Here is a 17,573-nt window from a genome sequence, read left to right on the forward strand (position 1 = left end):
CGTTCAGCAGTCCTGCGCTACCGCCAGCACGGCGGCCAGCAACTTCTTGCGGCGTGCGTGCAAACGCGCTACCGGGCCGCCGGTGCCGATGCCGAGCCACTGGCCGCGTATCGGCGTGGCCACCAGCGTGGCGATCACACCGGCCCCCGGCGACGCCAGGCTGGCCGACTCGTAGTAGCCTTGCCGGCGCGCCTGCTCCACCTCGCGCATGATCTCGTCGGTGCGTACCGGCGGCTCGCCCGGGGCCACCTCGGCGCTGTAGCGGCGCAGCAGCCGCCCGATCTGTTCGTCTTCCATCCGGCTCATCAGCATGATGCCGATCGCGGTGCGATGCATCGGCCGGATGGTGCCCGACGATACCGACAGGCGCAAAGCATGACTGGATTCGATGACGGACAGGTATTGCAGCATATTGCCGCTCTGGCGGCCCAGCAGCACCGTCTCGCCGGTCTCGCTCGAAAGCCGGCGCAGGGCGTCGTGGACCGAGGCGCCGGTACCGTGCATTCTCGTGGTCCACCCGCACAGGAACGCGACGCGGACCGACGGGCAATAGGTTCGCATCTGAGCGTCGAACTCCATGTAGCCGCGCGCCACCATGGTCCGCAGCAGCATCGAGACACTGGACTGCGGGATGCCGAGGCGCTCGGCGATCTCGCCGACGCGCAGCGGCCGGCGCACCCGCTCGAACAACTCCAGCAGATCGAACACCCGATTTGCCGACTTGACCATGCCGCTGTCCATAGCAGTCCCTCCCTGGCCCGCGCGCGTCTCCGGCGCTGTCTTTGCCATGCTTCGGACCGGCCGGCGTCTCCCAAGTGCTTGCCTTTCAGCCCACCCTCAACATCGCCATGGCGATGGTTCTTCTACACCAGCCACTCCCCGATCATCCGCAGGATTTCCGCCTTCACGGCTGCAGGGTCCATGGAGGCCCGGTTCAGGCGGTGCACGGAGATACCGCGCAGCAGGCTCATCAGGATGAAGGCCGCGGATTTTGCGTCCACGTCCGCCCGGATCTGCCCAAGGGTTTTCGCCTCGTTGAGCTTGTACTCGACGTAGGCCATGTTCTTTTCGTTGTAGTCGTGGACAAAGCCGTGCAGCGGCGAGTCGGCAACGGACGAGTCAAGCACGATGAAAAACATCGCACGGATACTGTTGACCGCGTTTTCCGGCCGCTGGGTGTAGGCGTCCACCAGCGAATAGATGCCGTGAATGCCGCGGGTATCGCTGCCATCCTTCTTGCGCTGGGCATTGAATTCACGCGAGAGCTGTTCCAGGCATTCCTCCAGCAGCTTTTCCTTGGAGCCGAAGTGATTGTGCGCCAGGCCGCGGCTATAGCCCGCCTTGGTGCCGACTTCATTCATCGTCAGCCCGGCGAGGCCTTTTTCAGAAATCAGCTCGATAGCGGCCTGCACCATACGGCTGACAGACTCCTCACGCCGTTGCTCCTGGGTGCGACTGGTTTGCTGTTTCATAGGTAGTGAACGTTTTGTCGCCCGCGGCCCGCCCCGCATGGTCCGGGGCTGCGCCTGGCGCGGGCTCGCCGACCGATGCACGGATCGGCCGGCTATGTCTCGAAGCAGTGGTAATGGTCCATGGCGCCGTTGTGGCTTGCGTTGAACAGGGTTTGGATCCATTCACGCGGAGCTGCACGGCAGCTCAAATTGTACCGAAGCGAAAGGGCCACGTTCCAGAACTGCGTCGACACAAGCCCCTGCGTGCGCAGTTTCCGGCGCAGCAGTAAGGCCAGGCGCTCAACTCGGCCGGATATTGGCTTTTTCCGCCACACGCTTGAAGCGCAGGTATTCCGCACGCTGGAATTCCCCCAATTCGCCGAGCGCCTTGTTCAAAAAAGTACCCGCGCGCTTGGACTGGTATGCCTTTGCCGCCTCGGTCCCTTGCGCGGCGGAAATCGCTGCGGCAAGCGCCTTGAGCTTGTCCTGCGCGGTGCCGGCCTTCATCGAGAAGGACGACCACACGTAGGATTCAAAGTCCGTGTAGCCCAGTTCCTTCATCGTCGGGGCATTCGGCAACAGCTTGTCGCGCGCCCCGCCGGTGATGGCGAGCACGCGGAGCTTCTTGGCCTTTTCCATGGGGGCGATGCCGGTGATGTCGTTAAGGGCGATGTCCAGCCGGTTGCCGATCAGGTCCGTCACCATGGGCGCTCCGCCCTTGTAGGGCACGGGCGTGGTCTTGATACCCGTTACCTGCGCCAGCCACTCGCCTACCAGGCGATAGCCTTCGGAATAATTGCCGATCGAGATCGGGTTGCCCGTGGCCTTGTAGCGGGCCACCACATCCGCAATGCTGTTGTAGGGTGAGTCGTTGCCGGCCACAAAGGCGGCGGCGGAGATCGCCAGGCCGTGCAGCGGCACCAGGTCCTTGAACGGGTCGTAGCCCAGGTCCTTCACCATCACCGGGTTCACCGCGATCAGCGAGTTGCTGCCCAGCAGGATGGTGTTGCCGTCCGCCGGTTCCGCCAGCACAGTGCGCACGGCGATGAGGCCGCTGGCCCCCGGCTTGTTCTCGACCACGATGGAGCGTCCCAGCGCCTTGGAGATCAGCTCCGCGTAAAAGCGCGCGCCCTCGTCCGAGCCGCTGCCCGCCGTGAAGGGCACGATGACGCGAATCACCTTGCCCTGCGCCCGGGCGATGTAGGGGAAACCCAACGCTGCCGCGCCAGCCAGCAGCGTGGCGCCAAATTGTCTCCGTTGCATGGTGCTTGTCTCCTGTATATCGAAATGGATTGGCCTTGGCCGGATTCAGTCTTCAAAGACTGGCAGCCGCCTTTCGACCATGGCCTTCACGCCCTCGGCCATGTCCGGCCCCGCAAACTGGGTAGCCTGCTCCGCGCTCTCGCGCGAGATGGCATTGCGGATGTGGCTGAGCGAGTCCGCCTTCAAGGTTTGGCGGGTGGACTGCAATGCACGCGGCGATGAAGTGGCCATTTCCCGGGCCAGTGCCATCGCGGCGGTGCGCACCTCCGCCTTGGGGACGATGAAGTCCACCAGCCCCAGCTCACTGGCGCGGGCGCCATCCACGCGGGCGCCGGTGTACAGCAACCACGCCGCCATCTGCTTGCCGATCAGCGAAGGCAGGGTGTACGAGAGCGCGAAGCCAGGGTGAATCCCGAGCCGGTTGAAGTTGGCCGAGAACCGGGCCTCTGCGCATGACACCCGGAAGTCCGCCGCGAGCGCCAGGCCAAGGCCGCCACCCACGGCCGCGCCCTCGATGGCGGCCACAATCGGCTTGCTGAAACTGAAGATGCGCAGTGCCTCCAGGTAGATGGGATTAATGCGCGAGGCGCTACGCGGCGCCTCAGCGCCATTGCGCCGCGAAAAATCCGCCCCCGCGCAGAACGCGCTGCCGCCCGCCTGCAGCAGCACCGCACGGCAGGTCTTGTCGGCCTGCAGCCGGTCCAGCTCGTCGGCAATCCGGGCAATCATTTCCACATCAAAGAAATTGTGCGGCGGGCGGTTCAGCTCGATGATGGCGACATGGCCGTCGCGGCTGGTCAGGATGGCCTGGTTCGGCGTCTCAGACATGGGTGGCGGTCCTTTCTGCATGCGTGGGTCGGGCTTGGGGGTCAGCCGGCGTTGCCGGGGCATCCGCCGACGGCAGGGTGCGCGCGGTCAGGTGCGGCCAGAACTGATCCGAGCCTGCCTGGATGAACGCCTGGCCGAGGCGCTCTGCCCATTCGGTGCTGCTGCCGGCCTCGGCACGCCAGGCCCACAAGCGCCGGGTGGCAAAGTTCAGCGGGTATTCGTGGGTAAAGCCAATGGCGCCATGCACCTGGTGCGCAATCGAGGCACCCGTGCGCACCGCGTCGCTGGCCGTCACCTTGGCTACGGCGGCGCTGAATTCAGCCTGGGGCGCGCTGTCCTCCTGCATGGCGGGCAGATCGCGCAGCGCCGTGGTCGCAGCCGCGTAGCTGCAGGCCACCTCGCCGGCCAGCACGGCAAGCTGCTGTTGGATAGCCTGGTTCTTGCCGATGGGCTTGCCAAACTGCACGCGGTCCTTCACATACTGCACCGCCAGGTCCAGCGCGTATTCCAGCGCGCCGGTCAGCTGCGCGGCGGTGGTGGCAGCGTAGAACACTTCCAGCGGCCGGCTCAGCCCGGAAATGCCAGCAGGCAGCACATGCGCCACGGGGGCATGGTCAAGCACCACCGTGTCGGCCGGCAGCGATGCGGCATCGGCCTTTGGCTCCACCCGCACGCCAGTCCCCCTGGCATCCACCAGGCAGACGTGGCCTGCCGCCTCCACCACCAGCCAATGGGCATGGCGCGCCCACTTCACCGCTGTCATCGTGCCGGTGAGGGTGGCGGGCGTCCCCGCCTCATTGCCGGTCAGTGCCAGTGCCCGCGTCTGCGCGCCGGCGGCCAGCGCGAACACGCCGTCGGCCGCCAGGTCCAGCCCGCTGCGCGATGCCAGGTACTGCCCCACCACCGCCTGCGACAGCGGCACCGGCGCCTGGGTATAGCCGACCTGGTAGAACAGGGACAACGCTTCCGGCCACGAGGCCTCGATGCCGCCATGCGCCTCGCGGCAGAGAATCTTGGTCATGCCGGCGTCGGCGATGGCTTGCCACAGTGCGCCGGCAAATTCACCGGCCTCGACAGCGGTCAGCAGCTCGCGGCTCACCTCGTTGGCCAGCAGTCGCTTGACGGTTTCTTCAATCATGTTGTCGCTCATCGCAGCCCCAGTCCTTTCGCAATAATTCCGCGCAAAATCTCTCTCGTCCCTCCTCGCAGCGAGAACGATGGCGCCGCCAGCGTCACCAGGTTCAGCACCTGGTCGAACTCGCTTCCATCCCCCAGCCGGTCGGGGAATACCTCGTAGGCAATGTCGGGCAGCGACTGCTCCAGCAGCGCCCCCTGGTCCTTGACGATGGAGGCGGCCAGCGACGGGTCCTGCCCCTCGGCCATCATCAGCGCGATGCCCTGCGACATCTGGCGCAAGGTGGCATAGCGCGCGATCACCTTGCCGATGGCCACGGCCTGCTGGCGGTTGCCTGCCTGCGCCGCATCGAGCATCTCCAGCAGCAGTTGCGTGCTGCTCAGGAAGCGCTCCGCGCCCGATCGCTCGTACTTCAGTTCATTGATCACCTGGCTCCAGCCCTTGCCCTCCTCGCCCACCAGGTGGTCATCGGGCACGAACACATCGTCGAGGATCACCTCGTTGAAGATGCGCGTGCCGAGTTGCGAGACGATGGGCCGCACCGTCACGCCGGGGCGGTCCATCTCGATGAAGATCTGGCTCATGCCGGCGTGGCGGTCATCGCCACGTTCGCTGGTGCGCACCAGGGCCACCATGTAGTGCGCATGGTGCGCGCCCGAGGTCCACACCTTGCGGCCGTTGATCTTCCAGCCGCCTTCAACCTTGGTGCCGCGGGTACGGATGGAAGCGAGGTCCGAGCCCGAGTCCGGCTCGCTCATGCCGATGCAAATGAAGGCCTCGCCCCGGCGGATCTGCGGAATGATTTTGGGAGCAAGCTGGTCGCGGCTGTAGCGGATGAGCAGCGGCCCCATCTGGCGGTCGGCGGCCCAGTGCGCGCCCATCGGGGCACCTACGGCCAGCAGTTCCTCCAGCATCACATAGCGCTCCAGCATGCTCTTTCCGCCGCCGCCGATGTCGGTTGGCCAGGTCATGCCGAGCCACCCCTTTTCGCCCATCTTCCTGGAGAAATCCGGGTCGCGGCCGGCCCAGTTGTGCGCCCGCTCGACGCGTGAATACTTTGTGATGTGCTCCCTGGCAAAGGCTCGTGCCTCCTGCCGGAGCGCCTCGCATTTGGGTGGCAGGTCCCCGACCGTGATGTGCAACGTATCCATGTTTATCCTTACTTGCTTGCTGACAAGCAAAACTATAGAGTGGATACAACGAATCTGCTCTAGGTAATAACGATGAGAAGCGAGGCAACCATGAACGCAAGCGACATGACGAACGACCAGAAGGAGCCGGACGCCACCGCTCCCCGAGGCCCTCTTGCCGGTATCCGCGTACTGGATCTGACCGCGGTGGTACTGGGTCCCGTCGCCACCCAGGTGCTGGCGGACTATGGCGCCGAGGTGATCAAGGTTGAACCGCCCGAGGGCGACCTGATGCGTGCGAACGGCGTGAGCCGCACGCCCGGCATGAGTTCCACCTTCATGAATATCAACCGCAACAAGAGTTCGGTGTGCATCGACCTCAAGACGGAAGAAGGCAAGGCGCAGCTACGCCAGCTGATCGGCCGCTGCGACGTGCTGGTGCACAACATCCGCGTCAAGGCGATCGAGCGGCTGGGGTTCGGCTACGATGCGGTGGCGCAGATCAACCCGGGCATCGTCTACTGCGCCGCCACCGGCTTTGGCGAGGGCGGCGCGTTTGCCGGCCAGCCCGCATTCGACGACATCATCCAGGGCGCCTGCGGACTGGCCCATCTGGTGGGACACGAAAGCGGCGTCCCTGACTACCCGCCCACCCTGCTGGCCGACAAGATCGCGGGCCTGGCCACGGCCAACGCCATCCTGGGCGCGATCGTCCACAAGGTCCGCACCGGCGAAGGCCAGTACGTCGAAGTGCCGATGTTCGAGACCATGGTCGCTTTCACGATGACGGAGCATCTGGGCGGCCACGGCTTTCAGCCGCCCATTGGCGACGCCGGCTATGCGCGCCTGCTCAAGGGCGGCCGCAAGCCCTCGCCCACCAGGGACGGGTACATCGCCCTGCTGCCCTATACGGAGCAGCACTGGAAGGCCTTCTTTCACCGCTTCGGGCGCGGCGAATTCATCGAACAGTTCAACATCAGCAGCCGGATCGAGCGCAACAAGAACATCCAGGCGATCTATGCGGAGCTGCGCAACATTACCGCGCAGTACACCACAAAGGAGATGATGGACGTGTGCCGCGAGATGGATATCCCGGTCGCGGAAATGTATTCCATCCACACCATCCAGACCCATCCCCAGGTACAAAGCACCGGGCTGTTCCAGACCATGACGCACCCCACCGAAGGCGACGTGGTAACCACCCGCCCGACGGCCCTGTTCTCCAGGACGCCTGCTTCCATCCATAAGCCTGCCCCTCGTCTCGGCGAGGATACCGAGCGGGTCTTGGGTTCCAGGTCCGTGAAATGTTCGAATTGAAGCCGAACCTGAAAAACACGGCCAGGCTGCCGCCCATTGATCCCAAAGTGGAGAAAGCGTCTAATCATCCAGAGAAGGGACCTGAAGTGACGAGGTCAATATGCATTGCACAAACTGCGGTTCCGAGAACCCTCCTGACGCGAGGTTCTGCAAGGATTGCGGATCGCGACTGGGCCGACGCTGCCCGCACTGTGGCCACGACTCGGGTTCGGCCGACAGGTTTTGTACCGCATGCGGCGCATCGCTGACCTTACCGACTGCCGGCCCTTCCGATGAAAACCAGCCGACGGCGGCGCCCGCTCCCATCGACTACACCCCACGCCACCTGGTCGAACGCATCCTGGCGCAGCAGGCGGCAATGGAAGCCAGCGGCGCGACCGCCGGCGAGCGCAAGACCATCACGGCGCTGTTCGCCGACATGGCGGGCTCCACGGCGCTGATCCATGACCTGGACCCGGAAGAAGCGCGCCGCCTGATCGATCCCGTGATCGCGCTGATGATGGAGGCCGTGCACCACTACGAAGGCTATGTCGCCAAGTCGCTGGGCGACGGCATACTGGCCCTGTTCGGTGCGCCCATCGCGCATGAAGATCACCCGCAGCGCGCGCTGTATGCGGCGCTGCGGATGCAGGAAGCGATGCGCCGCCACGGCGACCGCATCCGCCTGGAGCAAGGCATACCGCTCCAGATCCGGGTGGGCATCCACACCGGCGAGGTGGTGGTGCGGTCCATCCGCCGGGACGACCTGCATACCGACTACGATCCGGTAGGACACACGATCAACATCGCCTCGCGGATGGAAAGCATCGCCACGCCGTCTTCCATTCTGGTCAGCGAGGCGACCTGCAAGCTGACGGAGGGGTATTTCGACTTCAAGGCCCTGGGCGCGACCCAGGTGAAGGGCATTCGGGAGCCGCTTGCCGTGTATGAGGTGCTGCGCCTGGGCGTGTTGCGCACGCGCCTGCAGGTGGCGCAACGCCGAGGCCTGGCGCAGTTCGTAGGCCGCGAGGGCGAGCTGGCGCAATTGCGTGACGCGCTGGAGCGGGCCAAGGCGGGACACGGGCAGATCGTGGGCGTGGTCGGCGAGGCCGGGGTCGGCAAGTCACGGCTGTTCCATGAGTTCAAGGTGCTGTCGCAGCGCGGCTGCATGGTGCTTGAGACCTTCTCGGTGTCGCACGGCAAGTCGTTCGCGTACCTGCCGCTGATCGACCTGGTGAAGAACTATTTCCAGATCGAGCCGCTCGATGATGAGCGCAGGTGCCGCGAGAAGGTCGCAGGCAGGATGCTGATGCTGGACCGCACGCTGGAAGAGCTGCTGCCTTACCTGCTCTTCCTGCTGGGCATCAGCGAGCCGGGTTCGGCATTGCCGAACATGGATCCCCGCATCCGGCGCCAGCGCACGTTCGACGCGATCACGCGCCTGCTGGTCCGCGAGAGCCACAACCAGCCGCTCAAGTTGGTCTTCGAGGACCTGCAATGGCTGGACAGCGAGACCGAGGCGTTCCTGGATGTCCTCGCCAGCCACCTGCCAGGTGCCAGGATCCTGCTGCTGCTCAACTATCGGCCCGAGTACCAGCATGGCCGGCATCAGCTGGACGGCTACACCGAGCTCCGGCTCGATCCGTTGGGCCAGGCCGAGGCCCAGGAACTGCTCGCCGCGCTGCTTGGCGACGATCCCGCGCTGATGCCGCTCAAGCGGCTCATCCTGGACAAGACCGAGGGCAATCCTTTCTTCATGGAGGAAGTGGTGCAGACCTTGTCCGAGGAGAAGGCCCTGCTCGGCGTACCTGGCCACTACCGCATCGAGCAGACCCCGATCGCGCTGCATATTCCCACCACGGTCCAGGGCGTGCTGGCCGCCCGCATCGACCGGCTGCCCAGCGCCGAGAAAGACTTGCTGCAGAGCCTTGCCGTGATCGGCAAGGAGTTTTCCCTGAGCCTGATCCAGCGCGTGGTCTCCCAGCCGGAGGAACAGTTGCAGCCGCTGCTGGCCAGGCTGGAGGCCGGCGAATTCATCTACGAGCGGCCCGCATTCCCGGATACGGAGTACATGTTCAAGCATGCGCTGACCCAGGAAGTCGCCGGCAGCTCGCTGCTGACCGAAGAGCGCACCGCGCTGCACCAGCGCACGGCGCAGGCAATCGAAGCCCTGTTCCAGCATCAGCTGAAGGATCACTACAGCGAGCTGGCCCGGCACTACAGCCTGAGCGGCAATGAGCCGAAGGCGGTCGAGTACCTGCAGTGCACCGGCCAGCAGGCAGTGCAGCGCTCCGCGTACCACGAAGCGATCCGCCACCTGAATGCCGCGCTGGAATTGCTCCAGCGCCAGCCCGATTCGCCCGAACGCGCCCGCCAGGAACTCACGCTGCGCCTTGCCATCGGGCCGGCGCTGATCGCCGCCAGGGGCTTTGCCTCGTCCGAGGTCGAAGCCACTTACAGCCGTGCCCTGGCGCTGTGCGGCGAGGTTGGGGAGACCCCACAGCTCTTTCCCACGCTAGTCGGCCTGCGCACGTATTTCTCCCTGCGCGCCGAGCATCGCAAGGCTTACCAGCTGGGCAAGCAACTGCTTGCCCAGGCCAGGAAGTCGCAGGACCCGGAGCTGTTGGGCGAGGCCCATGTCTCGCTCGCCACGACCTTGTATTACTGCGGGAAGTTCAGGGCCTCCGATGGCCACCTGCGAGATGCGCTCGCCCTCTATGGCGCCAAACCGGATCACGTCCATGTGAATATGCATGGCGTCGACCCGGAGTCACGGGCGCTATCCTTTTCGGCATTGGTCCTGTGGAATCTCGGCTATCCGGACCAGGCCTGCAAGCGAGCACGGAATTCGCTCACGCTGGCCCGGCAGCTGTGCCATCCCTTCAGTCTCGCGCATGGCCTCTGCCTGGCGGCCGAGCTGCACCAGTTCCGCTGCGACCCAAGGCTCACGCTCGAGTGCGCCGACGCGGCCATCGCGCTCTCAGGCGAGCAGGGCTTCCCCGTGTGGCTTGCCTGGTCGACCTTCCTGCGCGGTTGGGCGCTGGCCGAGCAAGGGCAGCATGAGCAAGGCATCGCGCAGATGCGCCAGGGGCTGGCGGCGTACCGCGCCACGGGCGCGGCGCTGGGGCAATCGCACTTCCAGCAACTGTTGGCGCAGATCTACGCACGCATGGGACAGGTCGATGCGGCCCTGGACGCGCTAGCCGAAGCGCAAGACGCGGTGCAAGGGACCGGTGAGCACTATTGCGAAGCTGAGTGGCATCGGATCAAGGGCGAGATGATCCTTCACGGCTGCCGTTCTGATGGCCTTCTGTCTGAAGATGACGCGCAAGCGTGCTTTCACCAGGCGATCGCGGTAGCCCGCAAGCAGAATGCCAGGTCGCTGGAGTTGCGGGCCTCACTGAGCCTTGCACGGCTCTGGCAACGCCAGGGCAGGCCCGAGCCGGCCAGGCAACTGCTGGACCAGATCCGCAGCGCGTTTACCGAAGGGCTGGACAGCGCGGACATGCGCGACGTCGTGGCGGCATGCCGTCGATGACGATTTCGCGGCCAGGGGCGCTTTGCGCCAGTGTTTTCATTCTGAATCTCCTGATTTCCACTCAGGCCGCGTTGGCGGCCAGTGCGGGATAGTCGGTCAGCCCGCGTGCGCCACCACCAAACAGCGTGTCGCGGTCAGGGGGGTTGAGCGTCGCGCCAGCGCGCAGGCGCTCCGGCAGGTCGGGGTTGGCCACGAACGGCCGGCCGAAGGCAATCAGATCGGCCCATCCCTCGTTCAGCGCGGCCTGCGCACGTTCCGCGGTGTACTTGCCGGCGTAGATCAGCGTGCCCCGATACACCTCGCGCAGCCGCTGCTTGAATGCGGCTGGCATATGCGGCGCATCGTCCCAGTCGGCCTCTGCGATATGGATGTAGCCCACGCCCAGCTCGCCGAGCAGCTTTGCCGCGGCCGTATAGGTGGTTTCCGGATCGGCGTCGACGCAGCCATTGAGCGTGGTCAGCGGAGCCAGGCGGATACCGACCCGGTCCTTGCTGCCCGTGCCCTCGATCAGCGCCTGCGTCACCTCGCACAGGAACCGCAGGCGGTTTGCGAGCGAGCCGCCATATTCGTCGGTACGGTTGTTGGCTTCCGAGTCGATGAACTGGTTGACCAGATAGCCGTTGGCCGCGTGCAGTTCCACACCGTCGAAGCCGGCCGCCATCGCGTTGCGCGCGGCCTGGCGGAATTCGTCGACGATGGCGTGGATCTCTTCCACCTTGAGCGCGCGCGGCTGGGATGCCTGCACGAAGCCCGGCTTGCCATCCGGTTCGGCAACGAACACGTTCACACCGTGCGCCTGGATGGCGGACGACGACACCGGCGCGTGGCCATCGAGCAGGCTGACATGGCTCAGGCGGCCCACGTGCCAGAGCTGCGCGAAGATGCGCCCGCCCGCTTCATGCACGGCAGCGGTGACCTTGCGCCAGCCGGCGACCTGCGCCGGCGTGTGGATGCCGGGCGTCCACGCATAACCCTTGCCGAGCGGCGAAATCCAGGTGCCCTCGCTGACGATCAGGCCGGCGCTGGCGCGTTGCGCGTAGTACTCGGCCATCAGTTCGTTCGGCACGTCGTCGGGCTGGCTTGCGCGCGAGCGCGTCATCGGCGGCATCACGATACGATTGGGCAGCGAGAGGGCACCCAGCGAATGCGGCCGGAACAGCGGATTGCGTGTATCGGACATCATGGCCTCCTCAGTCCCAGGCCGGGGCCAGGCCCTCGGGGCTGACCTCGCGGCCGTTGCGCTCCAGCGCGGCGATCTGCGCCATGTCGTCGGCGTCGAGCTTCAGGTCGCGCGCCAGCAGGTTGCTGGCCAGGTTCTCGCGCCTGGTCGACGACGGAATCACCGCATAGCCGAGTTGCAGCGCCCATGCCAGCGCAACCTGCGCGACGGTAGCGCGGTGCTTGTCCGCGATCTGCGCCAGCACCGGGTCCTTCAGCACCTTGCCGTAGGCCAGCGTCATGTACGACGTCACGGCGATGCCCTGCTCCTTCAGGAACGCGGTGAGCTTGTGGTTCTGCAGATAGGGGCTCAGTTCGATCTGGTTGGTGGCGATTTCGCCCTTGCCGACCGCATCGAGCGCCTGCTTCGTCAGCGTGATATTGAAGTTGGAAACACCGATCTGCCGCGTCAGGCCCAGCGCCTTGGCTTCGGCCAGCGCCGCCATGTATTCGGGCAGCGCCACGCCATTGCCCGGCGCCGGCCAGTGGATCAGGGTCAGGTCGACGTAGTCGGTGCGCAGCTTGTCCAGGCTTTCGCGCAGGCTTGGCACAAGCTTGCCGGCGGCGTAGTTCGCCGTCCAGATCTTGGTGGTCACAAACAGTTCGTCGCGCTTCACACCGGCCTCGGCGATAGCCTGGCCGACGTCGGCCTCGTTGCCATAGATCTGTGCCGTATCGACGGCGCGATAGCCCAGGTCCAGCGCGTTGCGCACCGAATCGATCACGGCCTGGCCGGTCAGGCGGAAAGTACCAACACCAAATGAAGGAACGCTCATGGTGCAACACCTCTGAAGGAAACTCGAATGCACGCAGTTTGCCGCCCTTACCTTTGCGGATAAAGCCGTGTATAAGGGAAATTCATTTGATTTAAAATCAACAATGAAGACGACCATCGACGAACTGCTGGCCTTTGCCGCCGTGGTGGACACCGGCTCGATCACGGCGGCCGCCGAGCAGCTCAAGCTGACGGTCTCCGCCGCCAGCCGCACCCTTGGCCGGCTGGAGGAAAAGCTGCAGACCACGCTGCTGCGGCGAACCACGCGGCGGCTGGAGCTGACCGAGGAAGGGGCGGCATTCCTGGAACACGCCCGCGCCATCCTGGCGATGGTTGACGAGGCGGAAGAGCAGATCGCGGCGCGCCGCCTGCGGCCGGTTGGGCGCTTGCGGGTGGATGCGGCAACGCCGTTCATGCTGCATGTGATCGTGCCGCTGCTGGAGGGCTTTCGCGCCAGCTACCCGGAAGTGGAACTGGAACTCAACTCGAACGAAGGCATCATCGACCTGATCGAAAAGCGCACCGATGTGGCGTTCCGCATCGGCCAGCTGAAGGACTCAACGCTGCATGCGCGCCCCATCGGCACCAGCCGCATCCGCATCCTGGCCAGTCCCGGCTACCTGAAGCGCCACGGCACGCCCACCAAACCGGCGCAGCTCGCGCAGCATGCGCTGCTGGGCTTCACGCAACCGGAATCGCTGAACGACTGGCCGCTGCGCGACGACGACGGCAGCGTGCTGCATATCAAGCCAACCATCGCCTCGTCCAGCGGCGAGACCCTCAGGAGCCTGGCCCTGAACGGCCAGGGCATTGCCTGCCTGTCGGACTTCATGACGCGCGACGATCGGCAGGACGGGCGGCTGGTGCAGCTGTTTGCGAAACAGACCCTCGATGTGCGCCAGTCGATCAACGCGGTCTACTATCGCAACACCGCGTTGGCGTCCCGCATCACCTGCTTTGTCGAGTATGTGGTCAAGGTGCTCGGGCAGAAGGCATTCGAGAGCTAGTTTTCATATTTGATGCAAAATCAAAAGTATTTGACTGATACACGGCTTAATCTGCAAAGATGAACCAGGCAAACTGCGCTCCATCGAAACCCATTCCCTGGAGCACACATGAGCCCCCTCTTCAAGCCCTTTGCCATGGCCGAGCAAACGCTATCCAACCGGATCGCCATGGCGCCGCTGACCCGTTCGCGCAACCCGGACGGGGTGCCCAACGATCTCAACGCGCTCTACTACGGCCAGCGTGCCGACGCCGGCCTGATCGTGACCGAAGGCACGGTGATCTCGCCCAGCGCGCAGGGATTCCTGTTCAATCCGGGCCTCTACACGCCGCAACAGGTTGAAGGCTGGCGCAAGGTGACCGACGCGGTGCATGCCAAGCGCGGAACGATCTTCACGCAGCTCTGGCACGTCGGCCGGGTGAGCCACGTCTCGATCCAGCCCGGCGGCATCCAGCCGGTCAGCGCAACCGGCCAGGTTGCGAAGAACACCAAGGCCTGGGGCTATACCGCCGACGGCACGCCCGGTGCGGTCGACGTGTCCGCGCCGCGCGCGCTGGCCAGCGGTGAGGTCTACGGCGTGATCGCCGATTTCGCGGAAGCCGCGGCCAATGCGATCGCCGCCGGCTTCGACGGCGTGGAACTGCACGGTGCCAATGGCTACCTGATCGAACAGTTCCTGAACCCGACGGTGAACGACCGCACCGACGAATTCCGTGGCGACACGCTGGAAGGCCGTACCCGCTTTGTACTGGCTGCCATCGACGCCGTGGCAGCCCGGATCGGCGCGCATCGCACGGCCATCCGCCTGTCTCCCTATGGCGGACTGGGCGACATGGCCGAGTACCCCGAGCTGGAGCAAACCTATCTCCACCTGGCCGACGAACTCTCGAAGCGGAACATCGCCTACGTCCACCTCATGGACCAGAGCACGCGCGGCAGCTCGGCCACGCCGGCGGACTTCCTGGCAAGGTTCCGTCGTCGCTTCACGGGTGCGCTGATCCTTGCGGGTGGCATGACACGCGCACGCGCCGAGCAGCTGATTGCCGATGACCTGATCGACATTGCCGCCTTCGGCGAGCCGTTCATCGCCAACCCCGACCTGGTTACCCGGCTTGAGAACAACTGGCCGCTGGCCTCGTCGGACCGCGCGCACCACTACGGTGGCGGCGCCGAGGGCTACACGGACTATCCCGCCTACGGCGGCGCCGCCGCAGCCTGAACTGCGCCAGACCACATCGCGCAGCTTCACGCGGCGCTCAGGCCATCGAGCCACACGATTGCGCGCACGGGTATCGCCGCTCCCGTCGCCAGCAATTTTTCCTGATTTTCACCACGAATTCAGCAACAAATATCCCGGCTATCTGATTAACCTGCCCGCTATTTTCCGTTTGCGGCCCGCGCGGACGAGAAAATAGCTGCTCCCGCCGGCCCCACGAAGGCCGGCGCGGCCTTTCAGATGACACGGAGACAACGACACATGAGTGCAAGCGCAGAACATCTGCAACGCGGCCTGGGCGAACGCCATATCCGGCTGATGGCGCTGGGTTCGGCCATCGGCGTGGGCCTGTTCCTTGGCGCCGGCAATGCCATCAAGATGGCCGGCCCCGCCATCATGCTGGGCTACCTGATCGGTGGCGCGGTGATCTTCCTGATCATGCGCGCGCTGGGCGAGATGGCCGTGCACAACCCTGTGGCCGGCTCGTTCTGCCGCTACGCGCAGGACCACATGGGCCCGCTGGCCGGCTACCTGACCGGCTGGAACTACTGGTTCCTGTGGCTGGTGACCTGCGTGGCGGAGATCACCGCCGTTGCCATCTACATGGGCATGTGGTTCCCCGACGTGCCGCGCTGGATCTGGGCGCTGGCCGCGCTGGCGGCAATGGGCTCGGTCAACCTGATGGCGGTCAAGGCCTATGGCGAGTTCGAGTTCTGGTTCGCCATGATCAAGATCGTCACCATCGTGCTGATGCTGATCGGCGGCGGCGCCATGATCGTGTTCGGCTTTGGCAACGGCGGTATCGCCACCGGCATCTCCAACCTGTGGGCGCACGGCGGTTTCATGCCCAACGGCGCCTCCGGCGTGCTGATGTCGCTGCAGATGGTGATGTTCGCCTACCTCGGCGTGGAGATGATCGGCCTGACTGCCGGCGAGGCGCGCAATCCGAAGAAGTCGATTCCTGACGCGATCAACTCGGTGTTCTGGCGCATCCTGATCTTCTATGTGGGCGCGCTGTTCGTGATCCTGTCGCTGTACCCGTGGAACGAGATCGGCGCCCAGGGCAGCCCCTTCGTGCTGACCTTCGAGCGGCTGGGCATCAAGACCGCCGCCGGCATCATCAACTTCGTGGTGCTGACCGCGGCGCTGTCGTCGTGCAACGGCGGCATCTTCAGCACCGGGCGCATGCTGTACAACCTGGCGCAGCAGGGCCAGGCGCCGCAGGCCTTTGCCAAGGTCGACCGCAATGGCGTGCCGCGCCGCGCGCTGCTGGTGTCGATCGCCGCGCTGCTGTGCGGCGTGCTGCTCAACTACCTGGTGCCGGAGCAGGTCTTCGTCTGGGTGACGGCGATTTCGACCTTCGGCGCGGTCTGGACCTGGGCCATCATCCTGGTCACGCAGATCCAGTTCCGCCGCAGCCTGTCGGCGGCCGAGCGCAAGGCGCTGGCCTTCCGCATGCCGTTCTGGCCCTATGGCTCCTACATCGCGCTGGCCTTCCTGGCGCTGGTGGTGGCGCTGATGGCCTACTTCCCGGAGACCCGCGTGGCGCTGTACGTGGGCCCGGGCTGGCTGGTGCTGCTGACGGTGTGCTACTACGCCCTGGACATGCGTTCGCGCGGGCCGGTCAGCTACCGCGCCTGACCTTGCCGTAGCCAGCGGGGTGCGCCGGCCGGCGCGCCTCGCTACAATGGCTCCCGGGCAATCCAACGCCAGGGGGCCGAATGTCCGAAACCACTGAGGTTGCTGGCAACGCGGCGGCCGCGCCGCCGCGCAACAGCGCCGCCGATGCCGAGGCCCGCGCCATCGCGGTTGCCGATATGGTCGCGCGCACTGCCGTCGAGCAGGCCGACCATGCCATGCGCCACTGGACCGACCCCACCGCGGGGCCGGTGCGCATCGGCTCCGCGCAGCACCTGCAGATGTTCTGCAATATGCTGCTGCAGACCCACAACCCCTACAAACCCGCCGTGATCGACTGGCCGAAGCTGTCGCCGGAGGCCCTGCACCGCGTCACCTCGCTGCCGATCTGGGATATCGCCGTGCAGACCGAGGGCCGCGCCTCGATCCGAGTCAAGACCTTTGCCCAGACCGTCAGCGACCCGCTGCTGCGCAGCGCGCTGGAAATGGACGGCGGCGAAGAGGCGCGCCACAAGGTAGTGCTGTCAAAGCTGGTCGAGGCCTACGGCATCGCGCTCGCGCCCGAGCCTGACTACCCGCCCCCGGACGATCCGGAATGGGGCTGGCTGGTCACCGGCTACAGCGAGTGCATCGACAGCTTCTTCGCCTTCGGCCTGTTCGCCGCGGCCAGGCGCTCCGGCTTTTTCCCCGCCGAGCTGGTCGAGACCTTCGAGCCGGTGATCCAGGAGGAAGGCCGCCATATCCTGTTCTTCGTCAACTGGGCCGCGTGGTACCGGCGCAACCTGCCGTGGTGGCGCCGCCCGCTGTTTGCGCTGAAGGTGGCGCGGGTGTGGGCCTTCCTGGTCTGGGAGCGCATCGGCATCGCGCGCGGCATCGACACCGACGGCGTGGCCCAGGACGCCAACTTCACCATGAACGGCTCGGCGGCGCTGGCCGAGGCGCTGACGCCGGGCGCGATGATCGACCTGTGCCTGGCCGAGAACGACCGGCGCATGGCCGGCTACGACGCGCGCCTGCTGCGCCCGGAAACCGTGCCGCGGCTGGCCCGGCTGGCGCGGCGCTTCGTCAAGTAGGGCCTG

The 17,573-nt window shown here is 65.6% G+C and carries 14 protein-coding genes; 6 read left to right on the forward strand and 8 right to left on the reverse strand.

Annotated elements, in window-relative coordinates:
- Nucleotides 1-3: 3 nt before the first annotated feature.
- From AC3WON_RS15040 to AC3WON_RS15065, 6 genes are all read right to left on the reverse strand, one after another.
- Complete coding sequence (locus AC3WON_RS15040) at nucleotides 4-729, reverse strand: IclR family transcriptional regulator (protein WP_492352133.1); 726 nt, start codon at nucleotides 727-729, stop codon at nucleotides 4-6.
- Between the two features lie 134 nt (nucleotides 730-863).
- A complete protein-coding gene (locus tag AC3WON_RS15045) occupies nucleotides 864-1,472 on the reverse strand; it encodes a TetR/AcrR family transcriptional regulator (RefSeq protein WP_492352134.1) in 609 nt (202 codons plus the stop codon).
- A gap of 279 nt (nucleotides 1,473-1,751) precedes the next feature.
- Nucleotides 1,752-2,714: a tripartite tricarboxylate transporter substrate binding protein gene (locus AC3WON_RS15050; protein WP_492352135.1), complete on the reverse strand. Its 963-nt coding sequence runs from the start codon at nucleotides 2,712-2,714 to the stop codon at nucleotides 1,752-1,754.
- Nucleotides 2,715-2,759: 45 nt separating this feature from the next.
- Nucleotides 2,760-3,542, reverse strand: coding sequence for an enoyl-CoA hydratase/isomerase family protein (locus tag AC3WON_RS15055; protein ID WP_492352136.1), 783 nt, complete (start codon nucleotides 3,540-3,542; stop codon nucleotides 2,760-2,762).
- On the reverse strand, nucleotides 3,535-4,680 hold the full coding sequence (locus AC3WON_RS15060; protein WP_492352137.1) for an acyl-CoA dehydrogenase family protein: 1,146 nt from the start codon (nucleotides 4,678-4,680) through the stop codon (nucleotides 3,535-3,537). The genes AC3WON_RS15055 and AC3WON_RS15060 overlap by 8 nt, the downstream gene beginning before the upstream one ends.
- Before the next feature lie 8 nt (nucleotides 4,681-4,688).
- Nucleotides 4,689-5,828, reverse strand: a complete 1,140-nt coding sequence (locus tag AC3WON_RS15065; RefSeq protein WP_492352138.1) for an acyl-CoA dehydrogenase family protein — start codon at nucleotides 5,826-5,828, stop codon at nucleotides 4,689-4,691.
- A gap of 90 nt (nucleotides 5,829-5,918) precedes the next feature.
- On the opposite strand from AC3WON_RS15065, the gene AC3WON_RS15070 reads away from it, so the two are divergent.
- Both AC3WON_RS15070 and AC3WON_RS15075 read left to right on the forward strand, forming a co-directional pair.
- Nucleotides 5,919-7,124 (forward strand): CaiB/BaiF CoA transferase family protein, encoded by a 1,206-nt coding sequence (locus AC3WON_RS15070; protein ID WP_492352139.1) that lies wholly within the window; start codon nucleotides 5,919-5,921, stop codon nucleotides 7,122-7,124.
- 100 nt (nucleotides 7,125-7,224) lie between these two features.
- A complete protein-coding gene (locus AC3WON_RS15075; protein WP_492352140.1) occupies nucleotides 7,225-10,641 on the forward strand; it encodes an adenylate/guanylate cyclase domain-containing protein in 3,417 nt (1,138 codons plus the stop codon).
- Between the two features lie 61 nt (nucleotides 10,642-10,702).
- On the opposite strand, the gene AC3WON_RS15080 is transcribed toward AC3WON_RS15075, so the two are convergent.
- Complete coding sequence (locus AC3WON_RS15080; protein WP_492352141.1) at nucleotides 10,703-11,824, reverse strand: alkene reductase; 1,122 nt, start codon at nucleotides 11,822-11,824, stop codon at nucleotides 10,703-10,705.
- Nucleotides 11,825-11,831: 7 nt separating this feature from the next.
- Nucleotides 11,832-12,635 (reverse strand): 2,5-didehydrogluconate reductase DkgB, encoded by an 804-nt coding sequence (gene dkgB, locus AC3WON_RS15085; RefSeq protein WP_492352142.1) that lies wholly within the window; start codon nucleotides 12,633-12,635, stop codon nucleotides 11,832-11,834.
- Between the two features lie 103 nt (nucleotides 12,636-12,738).
- On the opposite strand from dkgB, the gene AC3WON_RS15090 reads away from it, so the two are divergent.
- The 4 genes from AC3WON_RS15090 (at nucleotide 12,739) to AC3WON_RS15105 (ending at nucleotide 17,567) form a co-directional block, all read left to right on the forward strand.
- Nucleotides 12,739-13,641 (forward strand): LysR substrate-binding domain-containing protein, encoded by a 903-nt coding sequence (locus AC3WON_RS15090; RefSeq protein ID WP_492317206.1) that lies wholly within the window; start codon nucleotides 12,739-12,741, stop codon nucleotides 13,639-13,641.
- 108 nt (nucleotides 13,642-13,749) lie between these two features.
- Nucleotides 13,750-14,859, forward strand: coding sequence for an alkene reductase (locus AC3WON_RS15095; RefSeq protein ID WP_492352143.1), 1,110 nt, complete (start codon nucleotides 13,750-13,752; stop codon nucleotides 14,857-14,859).
- Between the two features lie 258 nt (nucleotides 14,860-15,117).
- Entirely contained in the window at nucleotides 15,118-16,497 is a 1,380-nt protein-coding gene (locus tag AC3WON_RS15100) for an amino acid permease (RefSeq protein WP_010810971.1), read from the forward strand.
- Between the two features lie 80 nt (nucleotides 16,498-16,577).
- Nucleotides 16,578-17,567 carry a ferritin-like domain-containing protein gene (locus tag AC3WON_RS15105; protein WP_492352144.1) on the forward strand — a complete coding sequence of 330 codons (990 nt, stop codon included), beginning with the start codon at nucleotides 16,578-16,580 and terminating at the stop codon, nucleotides 17,565-17,567.
- Nucleotides 17,568-17,573 lie beyond the last annotated feature (6 nt).

The sequence above is a fragment of the Cupriavidus sp. FW305-46 genome, from assembly GCF_058787075.1.